This is a genomic window from Pseudomonas sp. NBRC 100443 (assembly GCF_030268185.1).
Classification (GTDB): Bacteria; Pseudomonadota; Gammaproteobacteria; order Pseudomonadales; family Pseudomonadaceae; genus Pseudomonas; species Pseudomonas citronellolis.
The window spans coordinates 135,718-155,474 of sequence record NZ_BSQE01000010.1 but is presented as its reverse complement, the minus strand read 5'-3'; the positions used below and the strand labels follow the sequence as shown (position 1 = coordinate 155,474).

Here is a 19,757-nt window from a genome sequence, read left to right as displayed (position 1 = left end):
TCCATCTTGTTATTGGATTGGTGGGGCCGGCGGCCGCTCAGAAGGGATAGGGCCGCGGCGAGTGCTGCAGGGTGATCCAGTGGTCGGTGGTGAATTCCTCGATCGCCCAGTCGCCGTTGAAGCGGCCCAGGCCGGAGTTCTTCTCGCCGCCGAAGGGGGCGTTGGGTTCGTCGTTGACCGGCATGTCGTTGACGTGGGTCATGCCCGCGTGGATGCGCTGGGCGAACTGCACGCCGCGCTCCAGGCTCGACGTGAACACCGCGCTGGACAGGCCGTATTCGCTGCCGTTGGCCAGCTCCAGCGCATGCTCGGCGTCGCGCGCGGCCTGGATGCCCACCAGCGGGCCGAAGATCTCCTCGCGGGCGATCTCCATGCCAGCATGCACGTCGCCGAACACGTGGGGCGGCATGACGTTGCCCTGGGGCTCGCCGCCGACCAGCAGGCGCGCGCCCTCGTCCAGGGCCTTGGCGACCTTCTCGCGTAGGCCCTGCAGCTGGCGGTCGTTGATCACCGGGCCGACCACGGTTTCCGGCTTGCGCGGGTCGCCATAGGGCAGCGCCTGGACGCGCTCGACGAAGCGCCGGGTGAAGGCTTCCAGCGCCGGCTGCTCGACGATGATGCGGTTGATCGCCATGCAGATCTGCCCCTGGTGGAGGAACTTGCCCACCACCGCGGCGTTCACCGCCTGCTCGATGTCGGCGTCGGCCAGGACCACGAAGGGGCTGTTGCCGCCCAGTTCCAGGGCCACGTGCTTGAGGTGCGCGCCGCCGCTGGCGATGCGGCCGATATTGCGCCCGACCTGGGTCGAGCCGGTGAAGGAGATGAAGGCCGGCACCGGGTGCTCGACGAAGGCGTCGCCGATCTCGCTGCCGGCGCCGACCACCACGCTGAGCACGCCGGCCGGCAGCCCGGCCTCCTCGAACACACGCGCCAGCAGCAGGCCGCCGGACACCGGGGTGTCGCTGGCCGGCTTGACCACCACCGCGTTGCCCAGGGCCAGGGCCGGGGCCAGCGAACGCTGGGTGAGGTGCAGCGGGAAGTTCCACGGGCTGATCACCCCGACCACCCCGAGCGGCACGCGGTACACGCGGCTTTCCTTGCCTGGCACGTTGGAGGCGACGATGCGTCCGTGCACGCGGTTCGGCAGGCTGGCCACCTCAAGGGTGATGGCGCGCGCCGCGCCCCATTCGATCTGCGCCTTGAGCAGAGTGCTGCCGGATTCGCGGACCAGCCAGTCGATGATCTCCTCGCGGCGCGCATCGAGGATGCGCACCGCTTCGAGCATCACCCGGGCGCGCTCGGCGGGCGGGGTGGCGGCCCAGGCCACCTGGGCCTCGGCGGCCTTGGCATAGGCGGCGTCGAGGTCGGCGCGGTCGGCCAGGGCCAGGCGCAGCAGGCTCTGCCCGGTGTAGGGGTCGAGGACATTCATGTGCCGGCCGCTGCCGCCGGCGCGCCAGGCGCCGGCGATCGGCTGCAGGTCGAGGTTCTGGTAGGGCTGGGGTCTGGTGCTCATCGTTGCTGGTGCCTCTTGTCTGGACGAGGGACGGCCGCCGCCGGCCTGGGCGAAGGCCACGGAAACAGGGAAACGGGCTGGGCGAAGGTCAGTCGCCGGGGCGGGCCGGGCGGCGCCGGGCAAGGGCGGGATGGGCTAGTGCACGGGCATGGCGGAAAGCGCGGAGGATGTTCATGTCGAAATCACCGGTTTCTTGTTATGGATTTTTCAGTTGCAAGTGTTTCGGCATTAACAACTATCGTGCCAGCTGCGCTTTCTATAAAAATATCCTTTAAAAACAAATAGTTGTTATTTGATCGGAGGATTTCTGCGGCGCCTTTCGCGCTGGCGGCGCGGCGGCCGCGGAATTTTGTGCAGAGAAAATCGCGGCGCTGGAGAAAGCTCGACGGACGCGGCCAAAAACGGGATTTCGTGCGGTTATCGTACGTTTTGCGCTCGCCGCCCCTCCCCCTCGGACTGGAATCCGATTGACCGCCGTGGCCGGGCCGGCATACTCCCCAGACCAGCCTGCGTCTTCTTGAACTGCCTTATGACTATTACAAATCCGGGCAAGCACGGGCGCGCGGTGGACGAAGAGTTCTTCCGGCACATGCTCAGCCGGCAGAAACGCCTGATCGTCGACCGCGCCTGCCAATTCGATCCACGGGGCCTGCCTTCTGCCGAGCAACTGGCCGAAACCGTGGCCTTCTCTCCGCAGGACGGCAGCATCTGGCTGTGCGGCCAGCGCATGATGCTGCTGCAGGGCTCCGCCTTCGGCGCCATCCGCCGCGAACTGATCGAGGCCCAGGGGTTGGACAAGGCCCGCGGCCTGCTCACCCGCATCGGCTGGCAGGCCGGCGCGCGCGACGCGGCGCAGGTCAGCGAGCAGTGGCCCGAGGGCGACCACGCCAGCCTGTACAGCGCCGGGCCGCGCCTGCACATGCTCGAAGGGATGGTCAACGTCGAGCCGATCAACTTCGAGATCGACACCAGCATCGGCCACTTCTACTCCGAGTTCTTCTGGCACAACTCGCTGGAAGCCGACGAGCACATCGCCACCTACGGCCTGGGCAGCGAGCCCTCGTGCTGGATGGGCATCGGCTACGCCAGCGGCTATGCCTCGTCGCTGCTCGGGCGCCTGGTGGTGTTCCGCGAGGTGGAGTGCCGCGCCATGGGCCACCACGCCTGCCGCATCATCGGCAAGCCGGCGGAGGAATGGGACGACATCGACGCCGGCCTGGCCCACCTGGACGCCAGCGACTTCCTCGGCCGCAGCACCTACGGCAGCAGCCAGGCGACCACGGTCGCCACGCTGCCCAGCCCCGACGAAGACCAGCCGATGGTCGGCATCTCCGCCGCCTTCATGGCCGCCAGCCAACTGCTGCAGCGGGTGGCGCCGACCCAGGCGACGGTGCTGCTGACCGGGGAATCCGGCGTGGGCAAGGAACTCTTCGCCCGCACCCTGCACCAGGCCAGCAAGCGCAGCCAGGGGCCGCTGGTGGCGCTGAACTGCGCGACCCTGCCGGAGAACCTGGTGGAGGCCGAGCTGTTCGGCGTCGAGCGCGGGGCCTTCACCGGCGCGGAGCGCTCGCGGCCCGGGCGCTTCGAAAGGGCCAACGGCGGCACCCTGTTCCTCGACGAGATCGCCACCCTCAGCCTGGCCGCGCAGAGCAAGATCCTGCGCGTGCTGCAGGAAGGCGAGCTGGAGCGGGTCGGCGGCACCACGGCGATCCGCGTGGACGTGCGGGTGGTCGCGGCCACCAACCTCGACCTGCGCCGCGAGGTGGAGGCCGGGCGCTTCCGCGAGGACCTGTTCTACCGCCTGAACGTCTTCCCCATCCACCTGCCGCCGCTGCGCGAGCGCCGGGAAGACATCCCGCTGCTGATGAGCTACTTCCTGCGCAAGTTCAGCCTGCGCCACGGCCGGCAACTGGCGGGCTTCAGCACGCGCCTGGTCAACGCGCTGCTGACCTACCGCTTCCCGGGCAACATCCGCGAGCTGCAGAACCTCATCGAACGCGGCGTCATCGCCGCCGCCGATGGCGAGGTGATGGACGTCATCCACCTGACCGAAGGCGGCGCCGCGCCGATCGCCGCGCCCATAGGGCTGACGGCGGAAGGCCGGCTGTCCCGTCCCCTCGCCGAAGCCGGTAACGAACCGCCCGCGCAGGCGCCAGCGACGCCCGAGGCAGCGCCCGGCAAGGCCGTGGAAGAACCCGAACTGGCCAGCCTGCTCGCCTTCGTCTCCGGCCGCAACCCGACCCTCGGCATCTCCCTGGAAGACGTGGAAAGACGCCTGGTGCAAGTGGCGATGGAACGCACCGGCGGCAACATCACCGCCGCCGCGCAGATGCTCGGCATGAGCCGCGCCCAGGTCAGCTACCGGCTGAAGGGGCGCTGAGGCCGCAACTGTCTTGCGAACTGTGCCGAGGCGCTTTTCGTAGGATGGGTTGAGCTTGCGATACCCATCGGGCCATGGTGATGGGTATCGCTTCGCTCAACCCATCCTACGGGGCGTCATGTTTACCGGAGCGGACCTTGTCCGCGATTCGCGCGCAGGGCGCGCTCCTACAGGGGAATGGCGTAGGCGGGGCAGCGTAGGCGGATCTCATCCGCGAATCGCGCCGATGGTTCCGGCTATCGCAGAGAAGCTCCGCTCCTACCGCATGGGCGAGCATGGCTTTTCGTAGGATGGTGTTGAGCGAAGCGATACCCATCACCACGACCGCATGGGTATCGCAGGCTCAACCCATCCTACGGGGCGTCATGTTTACCGTAGCGGGCCCTGCCCGCGAATCGCGCGCAGGGCGCGCTCCTACAGGGGAATGGCGTAGGCGGATCTCATCCGCGAATCGCGCCGATGGTTCCGGCTATCGCAGAGAAGCCCCGCTCCTACCGCATGGGCGAGCATGGCTTTTCGTAGGATGGTGTTGAGCGAAGCGATACCCATCACCACGACCGCACGGGTATCGCAGGCTCAACCCATCCTACGGGGCGTCATGTTTACCGTAGCGGGCCCTGCCCGCGAATCGCGCGCAGGGCGCGCTCCTACAGGGGAATGGCGTAGGCGGGGCAGCGTAGCGGATCTCATCCGCGAATCGCGCCGATGGTTCCGGCTATCGCGGAGAAGCTCCGCTCCTACGAAAAGCCCTCGGGCTTTTAGAGCGGCGTAGTGAACTTGAACCAGAACGTCTGCCCATCCGGCCGGTTGCGCACGCCCGTATCGTCCTGCCACTTGGCACTGAAGAACCAGCCGTCCTTGCTCGCGTACTGCACCGCCGGGCCGATGGAGAAGGTCCGCCCGCGGGAGTCCTCGACGGTATGGCCATCGAGCTTGTCGTCGCTGATCTGCTGATAGGCGTGGCCGCCGACGCCGAGCACCCAGCCGTTGCCCATGCCCCAGCCGAGGGTGTAGTCGGCGTGCAGCTCACGGCCGGACTGGTAGTCGGTGGCGCGGTTCTCGAAGTTGTAGTCGTGCATCAGGCGGATGTCGGCGTTGGGCCCCGCCGGGTCCACATAGGTCATCGCCAGCACTGCCTGCACGGTGTAGTAGTGGGTGCCCAGGTTGATGATGTCGTCCTTGTCGTAGCTGCCGGTGGGCAGCACGAAGTCGACGCCGGTGGCCACGTGGAACTTCTCGCTCGGGTGGAAACCGATCACCGGCCCCAGGTGGGCGTCGCCGATGCCGCGCTTGTGGTCGTGAGGGCCATTCTTGATGTTCAGGCGCATGTCGGTGAGCGGCAGCAGGGCGTGGAAGCCGAGGTCGCCGCCCAGCACCTTCTGCTCGGTCACCCAGACGAAACGCGGCACCAGGGTGGAGACCCGCAGGTCGATGTCGGCGGCCTTGTGGCCGCCGTTGTCGCGCAACGTATCGGCCAGGTAGTTGCCCGCGAACAGCTGGGCGTAGGTGCCAGGCGGTGGAAGGATGCCCATCCCGTAGATCTCGATGCCCATGGGCCAGGAGGAGGTGCCGCCCTCCGTGGCGAGGGCCGAGGTGGCGGCGCCGGCCAGGAGTATGGCGCAGGCGAGGCGGGATACGCGAAGGCGAACGGATTGATCGAACATGGGAGTGCCGGCCTTTTGTTGTTATCGGATTGGCGCGCGGCCACTTGCGTGCCGCGCCGGCGACCCCCAATCAATTACCATGCCACGAGTTAAATACTTAAAAATCAATTAGTTATAAATATTCAGCGGACAATCCAAGCGAATACTCTTAAGAAAACTCCACTCTTCGCGGAAAAGTCTCCAGCCCTGCCCTCCCGCCGTAGATCGGCCACCTGAGCGATCCATGAAAAGTCCAGGTTATCTGTTGGATAGTGCCTTCTGCAGCAGAACCCACCCACCAAAAATGCAGGCGCCAATAACAACAACCGAACCGCGACCTGGAGACATGGTGATGGGCATATTCGACTGGAAACACTGGCTGGTCCTGCTGCTGGTGGCGCTGCTGGTGTTCGGCAGCAAGCGGGTGAAACACCTGGGCAGCGACCTCGGTGAAACCATCAAGGGCTTCCGCCGCTCGGTCAACGCCGAAGACGAGCCGGCGGCGACGCAGAAGCTGGCCAACGAGGAAGCCGTCACCGAACCCCGGCGACTGCAGGAAAGCGCCCGCCAGCAAGCCTGAAAGCCCACAACCTGTAGGAGCGGGCCCTGCCCGCGAAATCGCGCGCAGGGCGCGCTCCTACAGGGGAATGGCGCAGGTGGGGCAGCGTAGCGGACCTCATCCGCGAATCGCGCCGGAACCTCCGGCTATCGCGGAGAAGCTCCGCTCCTACGGGAAAAACACCACGCATTCCCGCACGGGCCCTGCCCGCGATTTCGCGCGCAGGGCGCGCTCCTACAAGGGAATGGCGCAGGTGGGGCAGCGTAGGAGCGGATCTTATCCGCGAAGCGCGCCGATACATCCGGCTATCGCGGAGAAGCTCCGCTCCTACCGTCCGCAAGGCACGGCTTTTCGTAGGAGCGAGCTTGCTCGCGAACCGCATGGCACCGCGCTTGTTCGCGAGCAAGCTCGCTCCTACAAGAGCACCTCGACCAAGCGCTCCACCGCCTGCTCGAACGCCGCCTTCATCTCCTCGACCACCGCATCGGTATGGGCGAAGGACAGGTACAACCGGCCATAGGGCGACGGCATCAGCAACAGGCCCACGCGGCGCAGTTCCAGATGCAGCGCCTTGCTGAAGCCGGGACTGGCGATGCGCACAGCTTCGTCGAAATCCCGCGGCGCCCGCTCGGCCGGCCAGAGGCCGAAGACGTTGCCGTAGCCGCTGGTGGCCAGGGGCATGCCGTGTTCGCGGAACAGCCGCTCGATCCAGCTGCGAAGCGCCTCGCCACGCGCCATCAGCGCGGCGTAGTCGGCGTCTTCGAGCTGCGCCAGCGTCGCCTGCACCGCCGCGCAGGCCATGGGGTTGCCGCTGAAGGTACCGCCGCGCAGCACCCGGCCTTCCTCGAAACCGGCCAGGATGTGCGCCTTGCCCAGCACCGCCGAGACCGGCACGCCGTTGCCGATGGCCTTGCCGACGCTGGCCAGGTCCGGGTCCAGCCCCTCGTACAGGCTGCTCAGCCCGGCGTGACGGCGAAAGCCCATCAGCACCTCGTCGCTGATCACCAGCGCGCCATGGGCGTGGGCCACGCGCTGCACGTGCGCCAGGTAGCCGGGCGCGGCCATGATGCAGCCGGCGTTGGCCAGCATGGGTTCGAGCAGCACGGCGGCGATGTCGTGGTGCTCGGCGAACAGCCGCTCGACGTCGTCGAAATCGTTGTAGCGCAGCAGCGTCAGGCGCTCGCTCGCCGGGCGCTCGCCAGGGGCGAAGGTGGCTTCGGCGGAGCCGACGTTGCCCAGGGTCACCTCGTCGAACCAGCCGTCGAAGCCGGCGGCCATCTTGGCGATGCGCGGCCGGCCGGTGTAGGCGCGCGCCGCGCGGCAGGCCAGGTGCACCGCCTCGCTGCCGGAGTTGGTGAAGATCACCTTGTCGAGCGCGCCGCCGTGGCGCGCCAGGCAGTCGGCGGCGGCATGCTCGCGCACGTGGGCCCAGGACGGCGCGGCGGCGTCCTGCAGGGCGGCGCCCACCGCCTCGATCACCGCCGGCTCGGAATGGCCGAGCAGCACCGCGCCGAAGCCCAGCGCGGTATCGATGTAGCGCCGCCCCTGGGCATCCCAGAGGTAGGCTCCCCTGCCCCGCTGGATGAACAGCTTCTCGCCGTCCAGGTCGGGAAGAATGCGCGCGGCGCTGGATACGTCACCCACCAGATGGGCCATGGTCTACTCCTGCATCGCGCCCGCCATGCGGGCGCCTCGTGAAAGGGTCGTAACGGCCTGCCCTAGGACAGGCTCCAGGGTGCCTCCCGCAGGCGCTGCTCGAGGAAGTCGCGGAAGACCTTGATCCTCGGGCTCAGGTGCTTGCGGTTGGCATAGATCAGGTACACCGGCTCGCGCAGGTCGCTGGGGTATTCCTCCAGCACCTGCACCAGGCGGCCGGCGCGGATGTCGGCGCCGATGTGGAAGTCGGCCAGGCGCACGATGCCGGCGCCGGCCAGGGCCATGTCGCGCAGCAGGTCGCCCTGGGCGAAGGTCGCCGCGGGCGTCACCGGCACGTTCAGGCGCTCCGGGCCTGCGTGGAAGCTCCAGCGGTTCCAGGGGCTGTCGAAACTGAACTGGAAGCAGCGGTGGCGCAGCAACTCCTGCGGGTGGCGGGGCGTGCCGCAGCGCGCTAGGTAGGCCGGGGCGGCGCAGGTGATCCACTGCGTCTCGCCCAGGCGCCGGGTCACCCGGCTGGAGTCCGGCAGCACGCCGCTGTGGATGGCCAGGTCCAGGCCCTGCTCGAACTGGTCGACGTACTGCGCGCCGACCTGGATCTCCACCTGCAGCGCCGGGTAGCGGTCGAGGAACTCCGGCAGCCAGGGCGCTATCTGGTGCTTGGCGAAGGTGGTCATGGTGTGGATGCGCAGGGTGCCGCTGACCCGCGTCGGCAGCGCCTCGGCCAGCGAATCCGCCTCGGCCATCGCCTCCACCACGGCGCGGGCGCTGCGCAGGTAGGCGGCGCCCTCCTCGGTCAGCGTCAGGCTCCGCGTGCCGCGCTGGAACAGGCGCACCTGCAGGCGGTCCTCCAGGCGGCTGATCAGCTTGCTGACCGCCGAAGGCGTCATCTCGTGGGCGCGCGCCGCGGCGGAGAAATTGCCGTGTTCGACCGCCCAGATGAAGGCCAGCAGTTGCGAATAGTTGTCCATGTCCGGTCCTCGTTGCGCCGTGGCGGCGAGCATAGCGCCCGCCGTGCCGGCCCGCTTCAGCGGATGAAGCGCTCGACGTAGTCCTCGCCCAGGCCGATGGACGCATAGTGCCGGCGCGCCGCCTCCAGCTTGGTGAAGACGTCCTCGTAGCCCACCGCCACGCCCTGCGGGTCGACGTAGGTGTAGCCGCCCTGGACGTGGAACCAGGTGATCATTTCCTCGACGTCCTCGGGCACGAACAGGGTGTGGGTCTCGCCCGGCGGCTCGAAGGCGAAGGAGCCCTGCTCGGCTATCCAGTCGTGCTCCAGGTACCACCAGCGGCCCTTGAGCACCAGCGCGTGCACGCCGCCGGTGTGGCGATGGCGCGACAGTACGCCGCTCTGGCGCACCCGCAGCAGGTTGATGTAGTAGCCGCCGCTCACGCTCAGCAGCAGCGGCTTGAAGGAGACGCTGGCGGTCACCGGGACCCACAGCTGGTCGTCCTCCAGCCACTGGTCCAGCACGCCGGGCAGGACCATGTCCGGCGCCATGAACGGCACCTGCGGCAGTTGGTAGGGAATCGCCAGTTCGTCCGGCTTCATCGCGATGCTCATCGATCACTCTCTATCAGGCAGTTGGGGAAGGCCACGGCGGGCTCGGCGAGCCGCGCCACGGGCAGGTTAGGTGTGCGCCGGCGGAGGAAAAACCGGGCCGCCGGCACAGGCGTTGTGAAGCGGCGTCACAGCGCCGCCAGTTTGCCGAAGCCGCCCTGTGCGCGCTGCGCGGAGAGCTGCGGCTGGCGCTTCTGCAGGTACAGGCCGATGCCCGCCAGCACGGCGCTCAGGCCCAGGGTGGTGAGCAGTTCTCCGCGGTGGCCGGGGAACACCGACATGATCGCCAGGATGCCGACGATCAGCGCGATGGTCGCCAGGGTCAGCCAGGGGAAGGCCCACATCTCCACCGCCAGGGGCTCGCCGCTGGCGCGCAGCTTGCGGCGCATGCACAGCTGGGTGATGGCGATCACCAGGTACATCAGCAGGGCGATGGCGCCGCTGGAGGCGAGCAGGAAGTCGAACACCTCCTTGGGCAGCAGGTAGTTCGCGCCCAGCGCCAGCAGGGCCGCGCCGGCTGTGCTCAGCACCGCGCCCAGCGGCACGCCGCGGCGGTTGGTGCGGCCCCAGGCGCGCGGCGCATCGCCGCGATAGGCCAGCGAGTAGGCCATGCGCGAGGCGGTGTAGATCGCCGAGTTCAGGCAACTGCTCACCGCCACCAGCACCACCACGCTCATGATCTGCGGCGCGAAGGGAATGTTCATCGCCGCCAGCACCGACTGGTAGGAACCCTGCGCCAGCCCCGGCGCGTTCCACGGCACCAGGCACACCACCACCAGCATCGAGCCGAGGTAGAACAGGCCCAGGCGCCAGACCACCGCGCGGATCGCCTTGCGGATGTTGGCGCGCGGCTCCTTGGTCTCGGCGGCGGCGATGGTCACGATCTCGCTGCCCTGGAAGCTGAACATCGCCGTGAGCATGGCCGCCACCACCGACACCGGCCCCTTGGGCATGAAGCCGCCGTCGGCATACAGGTGCTGCACGCCGGAAGTGGAAGAACCCGGCAGCCAGCCGAAGATCGCCAGCACGCCGAGGACGATGAAGCCGACGATGGAAACCACCTTGAACAACGCCAGCCAGTACTCCAGCTCGCCGAAGTTGCCGACGCTCAGGCAGTTGCACAGCGTCAGCGCCAGGGTGATGCCCAGCGCCGCCACCCAGGGCGCCACGCCCAGCCAGGGCGCGAGGATGTTGCCGGCGACTATGGCCTCGATGCTGATCACCAGCACGTAGAACCACCAGTACAGCCAGCCGATGGAAAACCCGGCCCAGCGCCCCATGGCCTGGTCGGCATAGGAGGAGAAGGAGCCGGTGTCCGGCCGCGCGGTGGCCATCTCGCCAAGCATCTGCATCACCAGCACGACGATGACCGCAGCCAGCAGATAAGCCAGCAACACCGCCGGCCCGGCGGTGGCGATGGCATTGGAGGAACCGACGAAAAGCCCGGCGCCGATCACGCCGCCGATGGAAATCATGGTCACCTGGCGACTCTTCAGGCCGTGGCCCAGGCGGTTCTTGGGTGGGTTCTCAGGCGTCGCGTTCATCGACAGCACCTCGGCACGCAGGATTGTTCTTGTGATTGTCCAGGGCCTCACGGGCCTTGGTCTGCGCAGGGTAGGGAGCCGGGGGCGGGGTGATAATCCCCGTTGGTGGCATAGGGACTGTGAACTGGGTTCACAGCTAGAGATGAGGTGGAGCCGGAGGATTCAGGCAGTCGGAGCCGCGCTGCACATTGAAGCAATCGCCATTTTGGCAGTGATGCTCGATTCAACCCGCTCATAGGCTGAACGTCACAGTGTCGGCAGAGGCAAAAAAGCGTCCGCATACGGTTCAAATTCGGTCCGAATTCAGGCTACGATACGAAACCGATCGGCAGATTCAACTGTCGACGTGTGAATCCCATCGGTTGCCTGGATATGGAGCCTGGTGGAGTTCGAACACCGTAGAACCTGAGTTCCAGGCCTTGAGTGTTCCCACAGCAATGGAGGTACCGACTCATGCGAGTCGAGACAATTAGTTATTTGAAACGCCATGCGGCCGACCTGGATTTATCCGAGCCAATGGTCGTCACACAGAACGGTGTTCCTGCCTACGTGATTGAGTCATATGCAGAACGAAAGCAACGTGACGAAGCAATTGCGTTGGTGAAGCTGCTTGCGATTGGCTCTCGTCAATACGCAGAAGGCAAACATCGCTCTGTAGATGATCTGAAAGCTCGTCTTTCCAGGAGGTTCGATCAACCAGAATAAGGAGGTTCGATGTCCAAGGTCGTCATCCGTCTCACCGATACCGCAGAACAAAGCATCGAAGACCAAGTACACCACTTGGCTCAATTCCAAGGTTCGCAGGCTGCACTCCAGTCAGTGCTGAGCCTTTTGGATGAGATTGAAGAGAAGATTTCTCTTACCCCCCAAGGTTACCCAATCAGCCAGCAGGCAAGCCTTTTGGGGGTGTTGAACTATCGCGAACTCAATACCGGCCCTTATCGCGTCTTTTACGAACTACACGAAGAGCAAGGCGAGGTCGCGGTTATCCTGGTCTTACGCCAGAAGCAGAGTGTGGAACAGCAATTGATTCGCTACTGCTTGGTGGGGCCTATCGGGTGATGGCTCTCTGCGCCCGAGTGCGTATGAGCAAGTATGCCTCGACACTTTTTCGACACCTTCCCGCTCCCCAAAAAGCAAAAACCCCGAAACGCCAGGCGTTCCGGGGGCTTTGCAAGGATTCTGGAGCGGGTGATGGGAACATCACGCCGCACTCAAATCGTTGATTGATAACAGGTTTATTCCGTTTGCGCTACGGAATTAGGCCGGATTATGTACCTGTAGCGCGCCCTCGGCAACTCGGCGTGCCCGCTGCTGCCGCATTGGCACACCCAGAGCTGTCAAACGCTGCCCTGTGCCAGATGCAAGAGCCCCCAGCCAATCCCAGGCTCATCCAGCCACCTCACGTCTCACGCAGGGGCAACGCCGTCCGGCAGGAAGCCACCATGTTCATCGTCATGCAGGCTGAGGTACTCAAGTCGCCATTGATCCACACGCCGAAGGTCGGCGAGGGTCATGTGTGTATCCGGGACTGGCTCGCAGGCGTCGAGGGCGATTTCCGTTGCCGCATCGGGAGGGCCGTACGCTTCTGTGAAAAGCTCTCGCAATTGTCGCACTACGCTTTCGGCGGACTCACGCGCACCTGGCCCACCCTCAATGGCGTCATAAGCCACCGATATGGACAACGCATAGGGTTCGCCGTCAGAAGCCTCGATGCCCCGCTGCTCGCCCAGATCGAAGAACAATCCCACCAGATGTCTGGCTTCGGGAGCGAGGATGCGGGCGATCCGGCTTTTGACGTCTCTCTTGCCGACACGCTTCGCTAGCCGGTTCTCGAAGGTGTTGGGAAATGCGGGCCGGCCATAGCGTGCCGCCAGCCATTGCTTCAGGGTGCGCTTCGATTCATCCGAAAGCGACGCTTCAAGAAACCGAGACGCGCCCCGGCCAAACTCGACTCTCGGGATGGACCTTTTCTCCGCATGCCGCAACTCCAGCACCATCGAGCCTCCATCCGCCTTGTCATACGCAAGATGCAGCCGCCGGGGGTTCTTGGCATGGGACAGTTGCGGATCCTCACGGGCATCGCCGATCAAGTCCGCCAGGATGACCTCAATGCAGGGTTCGTGCGGGTGAGGGATGTCACAGTCGTGGGAGATCACGACAGCCAAACGGCCGTCCTCCGACGATTCAATCAGCCCCAACTGTAGTGATGCATCGCTGGTCAGCAAATCTCCCTGCCGCCATGACGTTTCCCGGTCCAGCATCGCGCGATCCCCGAATCACTGCTCGGGATAGCCAGGAATGGAAGCAGCGGAACGCCAATCATCCGTTGGTGCGGCCTTGCTCTTGGCCAGTCCCGACCTTTCGTATGCCGCATCCATGGCCTGAGCCTCTGAGATCAGCGTTTGGACATGCTCCATGACAGTCTGGTTTGCAGCAATGAGATCCAGGAGAGACCTGCCGTCAAACGCCTTCATCTTCAGCATCATTGGCGCCCGTTTGACGCCTGCCTCATGAAAGGCGTCGGCCACGTGGCTGAGTGCCTGTATCCGAGCGAAGTTGTCCGCTTCTGGCGTCGACTCTCCCCCCAGCCATTTGTAGATCGCTTGCCGGGAAACACCAAAGGTCCCGGCAAGATCGGCGATTGCTGGATTGAGCACCTCACGGATGTTGGCCAGATGCTCCGAAGCGCTTCGCAGATCGGGACGAGCCGCCTCCTCGCCATCCACCTCGATTTCGACGTGAAGGGGAGTCCGCGCCTCCACCAGCCTGCGCCATTCCCCGGCCCGGGTCACATCGAACACGCTGCCAGTACCGCCAACCAACTGCGTGATCCCCATCAGGGCGAAGGCGGCCGTGGCCGCGACCCGAACGGGCACGATCGACGGCGAAGTCCTGATTGTTGGGAACGTCTCGGTGTACATGCGGGTCTCCAGTGCTACGCCCATGCCCGGCGCGCATGATCCGTGGTGGTTGCCTTGAACACGGACTTGATCGGGGCATGCAACGAGCGCAGTTGTTCTTCGAGCTTGCCGAGATCGATAGGCATGCGACCTTCGCAAAAATGGTCGGTATCGAGCACACCATGCTCACGTGGCGCGGCCATGGCGAAACGCGGATTCAGTGCCAGCCCGTTCGGCAACATATCGGGAGGAAAGCCAAGCTGTGCGGTTGCCCTGTATACCCTTGCAACCAAGGTTCCGACGGGAACGAGTGGACCGACATCGGTCGAGAATACGGATTCACTCATTGCGTGCCGGCGAACCGCGTCGAATCCCACCCCATGGACTCCACCGACAAGGTACTGCTCGACGGACTCCCCGTCTGCCGGCACCACCGCATCCAGATAGCGCAACCCAAGCCGCCCCACGTGGTCAAGGCTGACAGCCTCATGCACGGCATCCAACCCACGCAGTAATTCCGGAATGAATGTCTTGTGGGTGTCGTAATGGGTCGTATGAAACGTGATTGTCGAAGAGGACAGGATGAAGCCCGCAGATCGATCGCTCCTGGTCAGGAGCCAGGATACCGTTTGCTGGATCTTTGGTTCGGCTTGTTGTGCCTGGCCTGGCCCGGACACGACCAAGTGAGTGACCTGCTGCGGCTCGAACAAGGGGTACCCTTCACGACGCAGTCGATCTTGTATTTGGTCGACATACTTGACCATGGCCGCCACCGGATTGAAATGCGCCTGTGCCAGCGCGTAGTACACCGGCGCATTGGACATTCGTTCGCTCACAGGCCGCTCCATCTTCTCGGTTGACACTTCAGTTGCCAGTTTACACCATGGTTGACACCCATACCAGGGAGCATTGCTCAATGCGGCTGGATCAGGGGGCTCAGGCTAAGGAGCAGGCGCCGTCAAAAGCCTTCCAGTACGTCGACACCCCCGTCCGCGTCACCATCGCCGGCCCCCGACGTTGGCCGAGCCTGCTGCCATTGCCTGCGAGAAAGGCTGCGCACCCGCTGTGGCAACAACTCCCGCACCAGTTCCATGCCAAGGGCGTCCCTCTCCAGGGTCATCGCCCTTGACAGGTCATCGAGCCGACCCAGCACGTGCAGCGCGCGCAGGAAGGTGTGCAGCGCGGTGCCGGGATAGCCATCTTCCATGCGCCTGACGGTGCTCAAGGACGTGCCGATGCGCTGAGCCAGGTCTTCCTGGCTCAGGCGGCGCATGCGCCGCGCCGCCGAGATGTCCTGCCCCAAGCGGTGCAGCGCACGCGCGACGGGCTGCGGCATGGCCACCTGGGCACCGGAGCGCTTCTGACCGGAAGAGGACATTTAAGCCTCAAATATGAATCTAATTCAGCAATAAGAATTCAAATTTGAATGCATAAATATGGTCTGGTCAACAAGCCCAAGTTTGGAATCAGCAGGCCAGGAAAAAGCTGGCTGCTGTCGGTCCGTTACCCCGCTTGCAGTTCTGGGGACCGCGCTGCGCCATCGCGCTGTCCTGATCCTGCACGACGATCAGGCCACCAATGCCCAATGAGAGCCGACAGCAATCCCCTCGTCATCGCAGTCCTGTCGTCGGAACTACCGAATCGCTCCTTCCCATGAGTGCGGAACCGGACTGTCATGCTTTGTCGATCTGGAGGCAGACCGCTGGGGTCTTGCCCGAAACCTCGTCGCTCTCCGTCGGGGCGGCATCGCCACACCTGTTTCCGCCCGCACTGCGTCTGCTGATAGACCGTCGCTGTCTTGCACGCCGGTAACGCCCAGGCTCGAATGCAAGAAGACCGAATCCGTCTTTCGCCACGATGGCGTCTGTAGCAAAACCTCGTTATCGAGCCATCCTGCCATGGGCAGTCAACCGATTGAAGCATACCGCCACGCAGAGGCTCGGTGCTGGTGGACAAGCGCCATATCGACAGGCGGCTGCTCTGGTGCACATCCGTCATCCCGGCCTTACCCACAAGCCAAGCCGCCACCGTCTCGCGCCGTGAAGGCGCGTCCCGGCAGCGATTCCAATCAACGAGGGAAACAGATGTCCTGAATCTGGTTACCAGCAGGGAGCAGCCATGCGAAAGCCACCTTCATCCGGCCCCCAAGCCAAGGTCTTCTACCGTCCGATCGAGGCGGCCATCCAGTGGGCGGGGCTGTCGCGTTTCGAGCGCCGCATCCTCGATGTCGCCAAGGGAATGAACCGCTTGCCGGAGCACCCCGAACTGGCGCGCTGGCCACAGCTTCGCCTGAACGCGGAACGGATCTACGACGCACTGGTGCATCTCGACCTTCCCTACGGCAAGAATGGCATCACGAGCAACGACCCCGCCTTGCTTGATGACCCCAGCCTCACAATCCGCCACGTCGACCTGAAGGCCTGGATGATCCGCTTCTATCCCGACCAGCGACCGGCCTTCCTGTTCGACGCCTTCGAGCGCCACCTGCATCCTGCCGTCAGTGTCGAAGCCGTGCAGGCACTGGTCATGGACCGCGAGGCGCTCAAGCTCCAGCTTGCCGACAGGGTGCAAGCCTGGGATGCGCTCTATGCCCAGTTCCAGACGCTCAGCCAGGAGCACCAGGCGCGCACGGAGCGCGAGAAGCGGTCCGGGATGCCGGGCGCCCGCAGTGAGTCCACCTACCTGAACATCGTTGGAGGTCTTCTGACCCTGCTGCTGGGCAAGTCGCCCAATGGCGTTCCCTATTCGTCCTTCGAGACGCTGGAATCGGTCATCAGTGCGCTGGTTGCCCACTACGGCGACAAGTCTGGGATCAGCGAGCGAACGCTGTGGGCGAAGTTCTCGGCAGCCAAGCGTCATCTCGCCACCCAGGACCGCTGACTGCAAGTGCAGACGGCGAGCCTGCACTTGCGGTGACTGCGCGGGGACCGCGCTATTGAATACGAGGCACTTCCATCACCGCCGCTACACAGCGCCAAGGAGTGTCCCTCGTGACTGCCCAGACCATCGCCACCGCGACGCCGAACGAACACCGCATCCTGCGACGCGCGGAAGTCGAGGCCAAGACCGGCTTCAAACGCGCCCACATCTACAACCTGATCAAGGAGGGCAAGTTTCCCAAGCCCCTGCGCCTCGGGGTACGGGCCATCGGCTGGGATTCGGTGGAGATCGATCAGTGGATCACCGATCGCCTCCGGGAACGGGCGTGAGCCCGCGCTGCGCCGGAATTCCTTCCACGAGGAGTCGCGCCATGCAGGTGGTATCCATCATTTCGACCAAGGGTGGCGTCGGCAAGACGACCACCGCAGCGAACCTGGGCGGCTTCATCGCCGATGCGGGACTGCGCGTGCTGCTGCTGGATCTGGACGTACAGCCCACTTTGTCGAGCTACTTCACGCTCGGCACGCATGCGCCTGCCGGCATCTACGAGATGCTGGCCTTCAACGAGCAGCGTATCGAGCAATTGGCTTCACAGACCGCTGTGGCGGGTCTCGACCTGGTGGTGTCGAACGACCACCGTGGCGAACTGAACACACTGCTGCTACACGCGCCCGACGGCCGGCTGCGCTTGCGTCACCTGCTCCCCGCGCTGGCGTCGCACTACGACCTGCTGCTGATCGATACCCAGGGAGCGCGCAGTGTGCTGCTGGAGATGGCGGTACTGGCCTCCAGCCTGGCGCTGTCACCGGTGACACCGGAAATCCTGGCGGCCCGCGAGCTGAGGCGCGGCACGCTGCAGTTGATCGAGGACATCGCTCCGTACCGGCACCTCGGCATCGAGCCACCGCCACTGCGCTTGCTCATCAACCGTATGCATCCGGTTTCGTCGAACGCCCGTTTGATCCAGCAGGCCCTGCGACAAGTGTTCCAGGACTACGCTGGCATACAGGTCCTGAACACCGACGTCCCGGCCATCGAAGCCTACCCACGTGCCGCAACACGGGGGCTGCCAGTGCATCGCGTCGAGTACCGGCAGCCGGTGGGCCGTACTGCGCCTGCGGCGTTGGAGACGATGCGTGCGCTGGCTGGCGAGCTATTCCCGGCATGGCGGGAACGCTTCGCGTGCGTTACCGGCAGAGGCCACGCAGGGGGGGCCGGTCATGGCAAACGCGCTTGAACTGGCCCGCGGCCATAAGCGGCTGCGCGCGCTGATCGAGTTCGCGCTGGGCGAAGGCTGGCACGTGAAGCGCACGCGCGGCGGGCACCTGATGTTCACCAAGCCTGGCTGCGCCGCGATCTACACCAGTTCGACCGCGAGTGATCACCGCGCCAGCCGCAACGCTCGCGCGCAGCTTCGCCGCGCCGATCGACAGGTACCGGCGGCATCTCAGGAGAGCAGCGATGGCTGAGCCGACGCCGCAGGACATGGCCGCCAAGCTGCTGGCCACCGGCTTCGAGCGCAGCAGTCCTTCGGCTGCGGCCTTGACCGACCCCATCGCCGACACGCCGATGGTGGTGACGCTGGACGAGTTGCGCCCCTATGAACATGACCCGCGCGTGACGCGCAACCCGGCCTACGAGGAAATCAAGGCCTCGATCCGCGAGCGCGGGCTAGACGCACCGCCCGCGATCACGCGCCGGCCGGGCGAGGCGCACTACATCATTCGCAACGGCGGCAACACGCGGCTGGCGATCCTGCGCGAGTTGTGGAGCGAGACCAAGGAGGAACGCTTCTTCCGCATCGCGTGCCTGTTCCGCCCGTGGCCGGCGCGCGGCGAAATCGTGGCGCTGACTGGGCACCTGGCCGAGAACGAGCTGCGCGGCGGGCTGACCTTCATCGAGCGCGCCCTGGGCATCGAGAAGGCGCGCGAGTTCTACGAGCAGGAAAGCGGCCAGGCGCTGTCGCAGAGCGAACTCGCGCGGCGGCTGACGGCCGACGGCTATCCGGTGCCGCAGTCACACATCAGTCGCATGAACGATGCGGTGCGCTATCTGCTGCCGGCGATACCGAACCTGCTCTACGGCGGCCTGGGACGACATCAGGTGGAACGGATCGCGGTACTGCGCAAGGCGTGCGAGCGCACTTGGGAGCGGCGTGCGCCGGGCCGCACGGTGGCCGTGGACTTCGCCACGCTGTTTCAGGATGTGCTGACGCAGTTCGACACACAGCCGGATGACTTCTCGCCGCAGCGGGTGCAGGACGAACTGGTGGGCCAGATGGCCGAGTTGCTGGAGGCGGACTACGACACGCTGGCGCTGGAGATCGACGACAGCGAAAACCGCCAGCGTGCGCTGACCAGCGAACCGGCGGCGCCGAAGCCACCGGCGGCGCCTGTCGTGCCTGCTGCTCCTTCCGCACCGGTCTCCGCGCCTCAGCAGCCACCCGTGTCGTCCGTTCCGCGCGACACCACGCCAGTCTCGCCTGCGGCGCCAGCAGCGACACCGCCTGCATCGTCCGAAGCGCCGGAGGACCAGCGCCGACCACGCGACGAGCGCCTGCAAGGGCACATCGTGACACCGGCACCGACCACCGAGCGCCTGCAGTCCATCCAGCGGATGGTCGCGGACCAACTCGGCGACAAGCTGCCCGACTTCGAGACCGACGCGCTGCGTGCGATCCCCGTGCAGGCTGGGGGTCTCTTTCCCATCTCGGACGTCTGGTACATCGAGCCGGGGCTGGACGTGCCGGATCGCCTGCGCGTGCACATCGCGCAGTTCGCGCGCGAGATCGCCGAGGAAGCGGCCGTCGCCGACCACATCGAGGCCAGCATCAGTGGCATCGGCTTCGTCTGCGCGGCGCCGGCCGTCGGCCAGGCGAAGGCGCTGCCGGCATTCGCGCGGGCGGTGCTGACCCTGCTGGATGCGCTGAGTTCGGCGCCACCCGCCGCGAACGGCTTGGACCGCGCGCGGCTGGCCGATGAGTTGGCGGCGCTGCTCCATGGCCATGGCGGCTCGGCCACACGCCTGAGCGATGCTGCGCTGGTGAAGCTGTTCCGTCTGCTGCGCCTGGCGCGCCGGCTGCTGGATCTGGAAGCCGGCGTAGCGAGCCAGGATTCCTGAG

General features: G+C 65.5%; 19 protein-coding genes. 9 read left to right on the top strand and 10 right to left on the bottom strand.

Annotated elements, in window-relative coordinates:
• Positions 1-37: 37 nt before the first annotated feature.
• On the bottom strand, positions 38-1,513 hold the full coding sequence (locus tag QSJ95_RS15525) for an aldehyde dehydrogenase family protein (RefSeq protein ID WP_285643491.1): 1,476 nt from the start codon (positions 1,511-1,513) through the stop codon (positions 38-40).
• A gap of 529 nt (positions 1,514-2,042) precedes the next feature.
• Between QSJ95_RS15525 and QSJ95_RS15520 the strand changes: the two genes are divergently transcribed.
• Entirely contained in the window at positions 2,043-3,893 is a 1,851-nt protein-coding gene (locus tag QSJ95_RS15520; RefSeq protein WP_285643489.1) for a sigma-54-dependent Fis family transcriptional regulator, read from the top strand.
• A 758-nt stretch (positions 3,894-4,651) separates the two neighbouring features.
• Here QSJ95_RS15520 and QSJ95_RS15515 read toward each other — a convergent pair.
• A complete protein-coding gene (locus tag QSJ95_RS15515; RefSeq protein WP_285643487.1) occupies positions 4,652-5,557 on the bottom strand; it encodes a SphA family protein in 906 nt (301 codons plus the stop codon).
• A gap of 331 nt (positions 5,558-5,888) precedes the next feature.
• On the opposite strand from QSJ95_RS15515, the gene tatA reads away from it, so the two are divergent.
• Entirely contained in the window at positions 5,889-6,116 is a 228-nt protein-coding gene (tatA, locus tag QSJ95_RS15510; protein ID WP_285643485.1) for a twin-arginine translocase TatA/TatE family subunit, read from the top strand.
• 393 nt (positions 6,117-6,509) lie between these two features.
• Here tatA and QSJ95_RS15505 read toward each other — a convergent pair whose 3' ends face one another.
• From QSJ95_RS15505 to QSJ95_RS15490, 4 genes are all read right to left on the bottom strand, one after another.
• Positions 6,510-7,751 (bottom strand): aspartate aminotransferase family protein, encoded by a 1,242-nt coding sequence (locus tag QSJ95_RS15505; protein ID WP_285643483.1) that lies wholly within the window; start codon positions 7,749-7,751, stop codon positions 6,510-6,512.
• A gap of 62 nt (positions 7,752-7,813) precedes the next feature.
• Complete coding sequence (locus QSJ95_RS15500; RefSeq protein ID WP_285643481.1) at positions 7,814-8,719, bottom strand: LysR family transcriptional regulator; 906 nt, start codon at positions 8,717-8,719, stop codon at positions 7,814-7,816.
• 56 nt (positions 8,720-8,775) lie between these two features.
• Complete coding sequence (locus tag QSJ95_RS15495; RefSeq protein ID WP_249917684.1) at positions 8,776-9,312, bottom strand: 2,4'-dihydroxyacetophenone dioxygenase family protein; 537 nt, start codon at positions 9,310-9,312, stop codon at positions 8,776-8,778.
• A gap of 125 nt (positions 9,313-9,437) precedes the next feature.
• Positions 9,438-10,853 (bottom strand): amino acid permease, encoded by a 1,416-nt coding sequence (locus tag QSJ95_RS15490; RefSeq protein WP_285643478.1) that lies wholly within the window; start codon positions 10,851-10,853, stop codon positions 9,438-9,440.
• A 453-nt stretch (positions 10,854-11,306) separates the two neighbouring features.
• Between QSJ95_RS15490 and QSJ95_RS15485 the strand changes: the two genes are divergently transcribed.
• Both QSJ95_RS15485 and QSJ95_RS15480 read left to right on the top strand, forming a co-directional pair.
• Entirely contained in the window at positions 11,307-11,558 is a 252-nt protein-coding gene (locus QSJ95_RS15485; protein ID WP_081884705.1) for a type II toxin-antitoxin system Phd/YefM family antitoxin, read from the top strand.
• Between the two features lie 9 nt (positions 11,559-11,567).
• Positions 11,568-11,915 (top strand): type II toxin-antitoxin system RelE/ParE family toxin, encoded by a 348-nt coding sequence (locus tag QSJ95_RS15480; protein ID WP_043272446.1) that lies wholly within the window; start codon positions 11,568-11,570, stop codon positions 11,913-11,915.
• 347 nt (positions 11,916-12,262) lie between these two features.
• Here QSJ95_RS15480 and QSJ95_RS15475 read toward each other — a convergent pair whose 3' ends face one another.
• From QSJ95_RS15475 to QSJ95_RS15460, 4 genes are all read right to left on the bottom strand, one after another.
• A complete protein-coding gene (locus tag QSJ95_RS15475) occupies positions 12,263-13,117 on the bottom strand; it encodes a hypothetical protein (protein WP_285643474.1) in 855 nt (284 codons plus the stop codon).
• A 15-nt stretch (positions 13,118-13,132) separates the two neighbouring features.
• Positions 13,133-13,777: an XRE family transcriptional regulator gene (locus tag QSJ95_RS15470; protein ID WP_285643472.1), complete on the bottom strand. Its 645-nt coding sequence runs from the start codon at positions 13,775-13,777 to the stop codon at positions 13,133-13,135.
• A 14-nt stretch (positions 13,778-13,791) separates the two neighbouring features.
• Positions 13,792-14,592, bottom strand: a complete 801-nt coding sequence (locus QSJ95_RS15465) for a TIGR04255 family protein (protein WP_285643470.1) — start codon at positions 14,590-14,592, stop codon at positions 13,792-13,794.
• A gap of 122 nt (positions 14,593-14,714) precedes the next feature.
• Positions 14,715-15,134, bottom strand: coding sequence for a helix-turn-helix domain-containing protein (locus tag QSJ95_RS15460; protein WP_285643469.1), 420 nt, complete (start codon positions 15,132-15,134; stop codon positions 14,715-14,717).
• A 740-nt stretch (positions 15,135-15,874) separates the two neighbouring features.
• Here QSJ95_RS15460 and QSJ95_RS15455 point away from each other — a divergent pair.
• The 5 genes from QSJ95_RS15455 (at position 15,875) to QSJ95_RS15435 (ending at position 19,756) form a co-directional block, all read left to right on the top strand.
• A complete protein-coding gene (locus QSJ95_RS15455; protein ID WP_285643468.1) occupies positions 15,875-16,636 on the top strand; it encodes a hypothetical protein in 762 nt (253 codons plus the stop codon).
• Between the two features lie 110 nt (positions 16,637-16,746).
• Positions 16,747-16,965 (top strand): AlpA family transcriptional regulator, encoded by a 219-nt coding sequence (locus QSJ95_RS15450; RefSeq protein ID WP_009461157.1) that lies wholly within the window; start codon positions 16,747-16,749, stop codon positions 16,963-16,965.
• A gap of 41 nt (positions 16,966-17,006) precedes the next feature.
• Complete coding sequence (locus QSJ95_RS15445; RefSeq protein WP_285643460.1) at positions 17,007-17,873, top strand: ParA family protein; 867 nt, start codon at positions 17,007-17,009, stop codon at positions 17,871-17,873.
• Positions 17,857-18,105 (top strand): type II toxin-antitoxin system HicA family toxin, encoded by a 249-nt coding sequence (locus tag QSJ95_RS15440; protein WP_285643459.1) that lies wholly within the window; start codon positions 17,857-17,859, stop codon positions 18,103-18,105. The genes QSJ95_RS15445 and QSJ95_RS15440 overlap by 17 nt, the downstream gene beginning before the upstream one ends.
• A complete protein-coding gene (locus QSJ95_RS15435; protein ID WP_285643458.1) occupies positions 18,098-19,756 on the top strand; it encodes a ParB family protein in 1,659 nt (552 codons plus the stop codon). Before QSJ95_RS15440 ends, QSJ95_RS15435 begins: the two co-directional genes overlap by 8 nt.
• The last annotated feature ends 1 nt before the right edge of the window (position 19,757 follow it).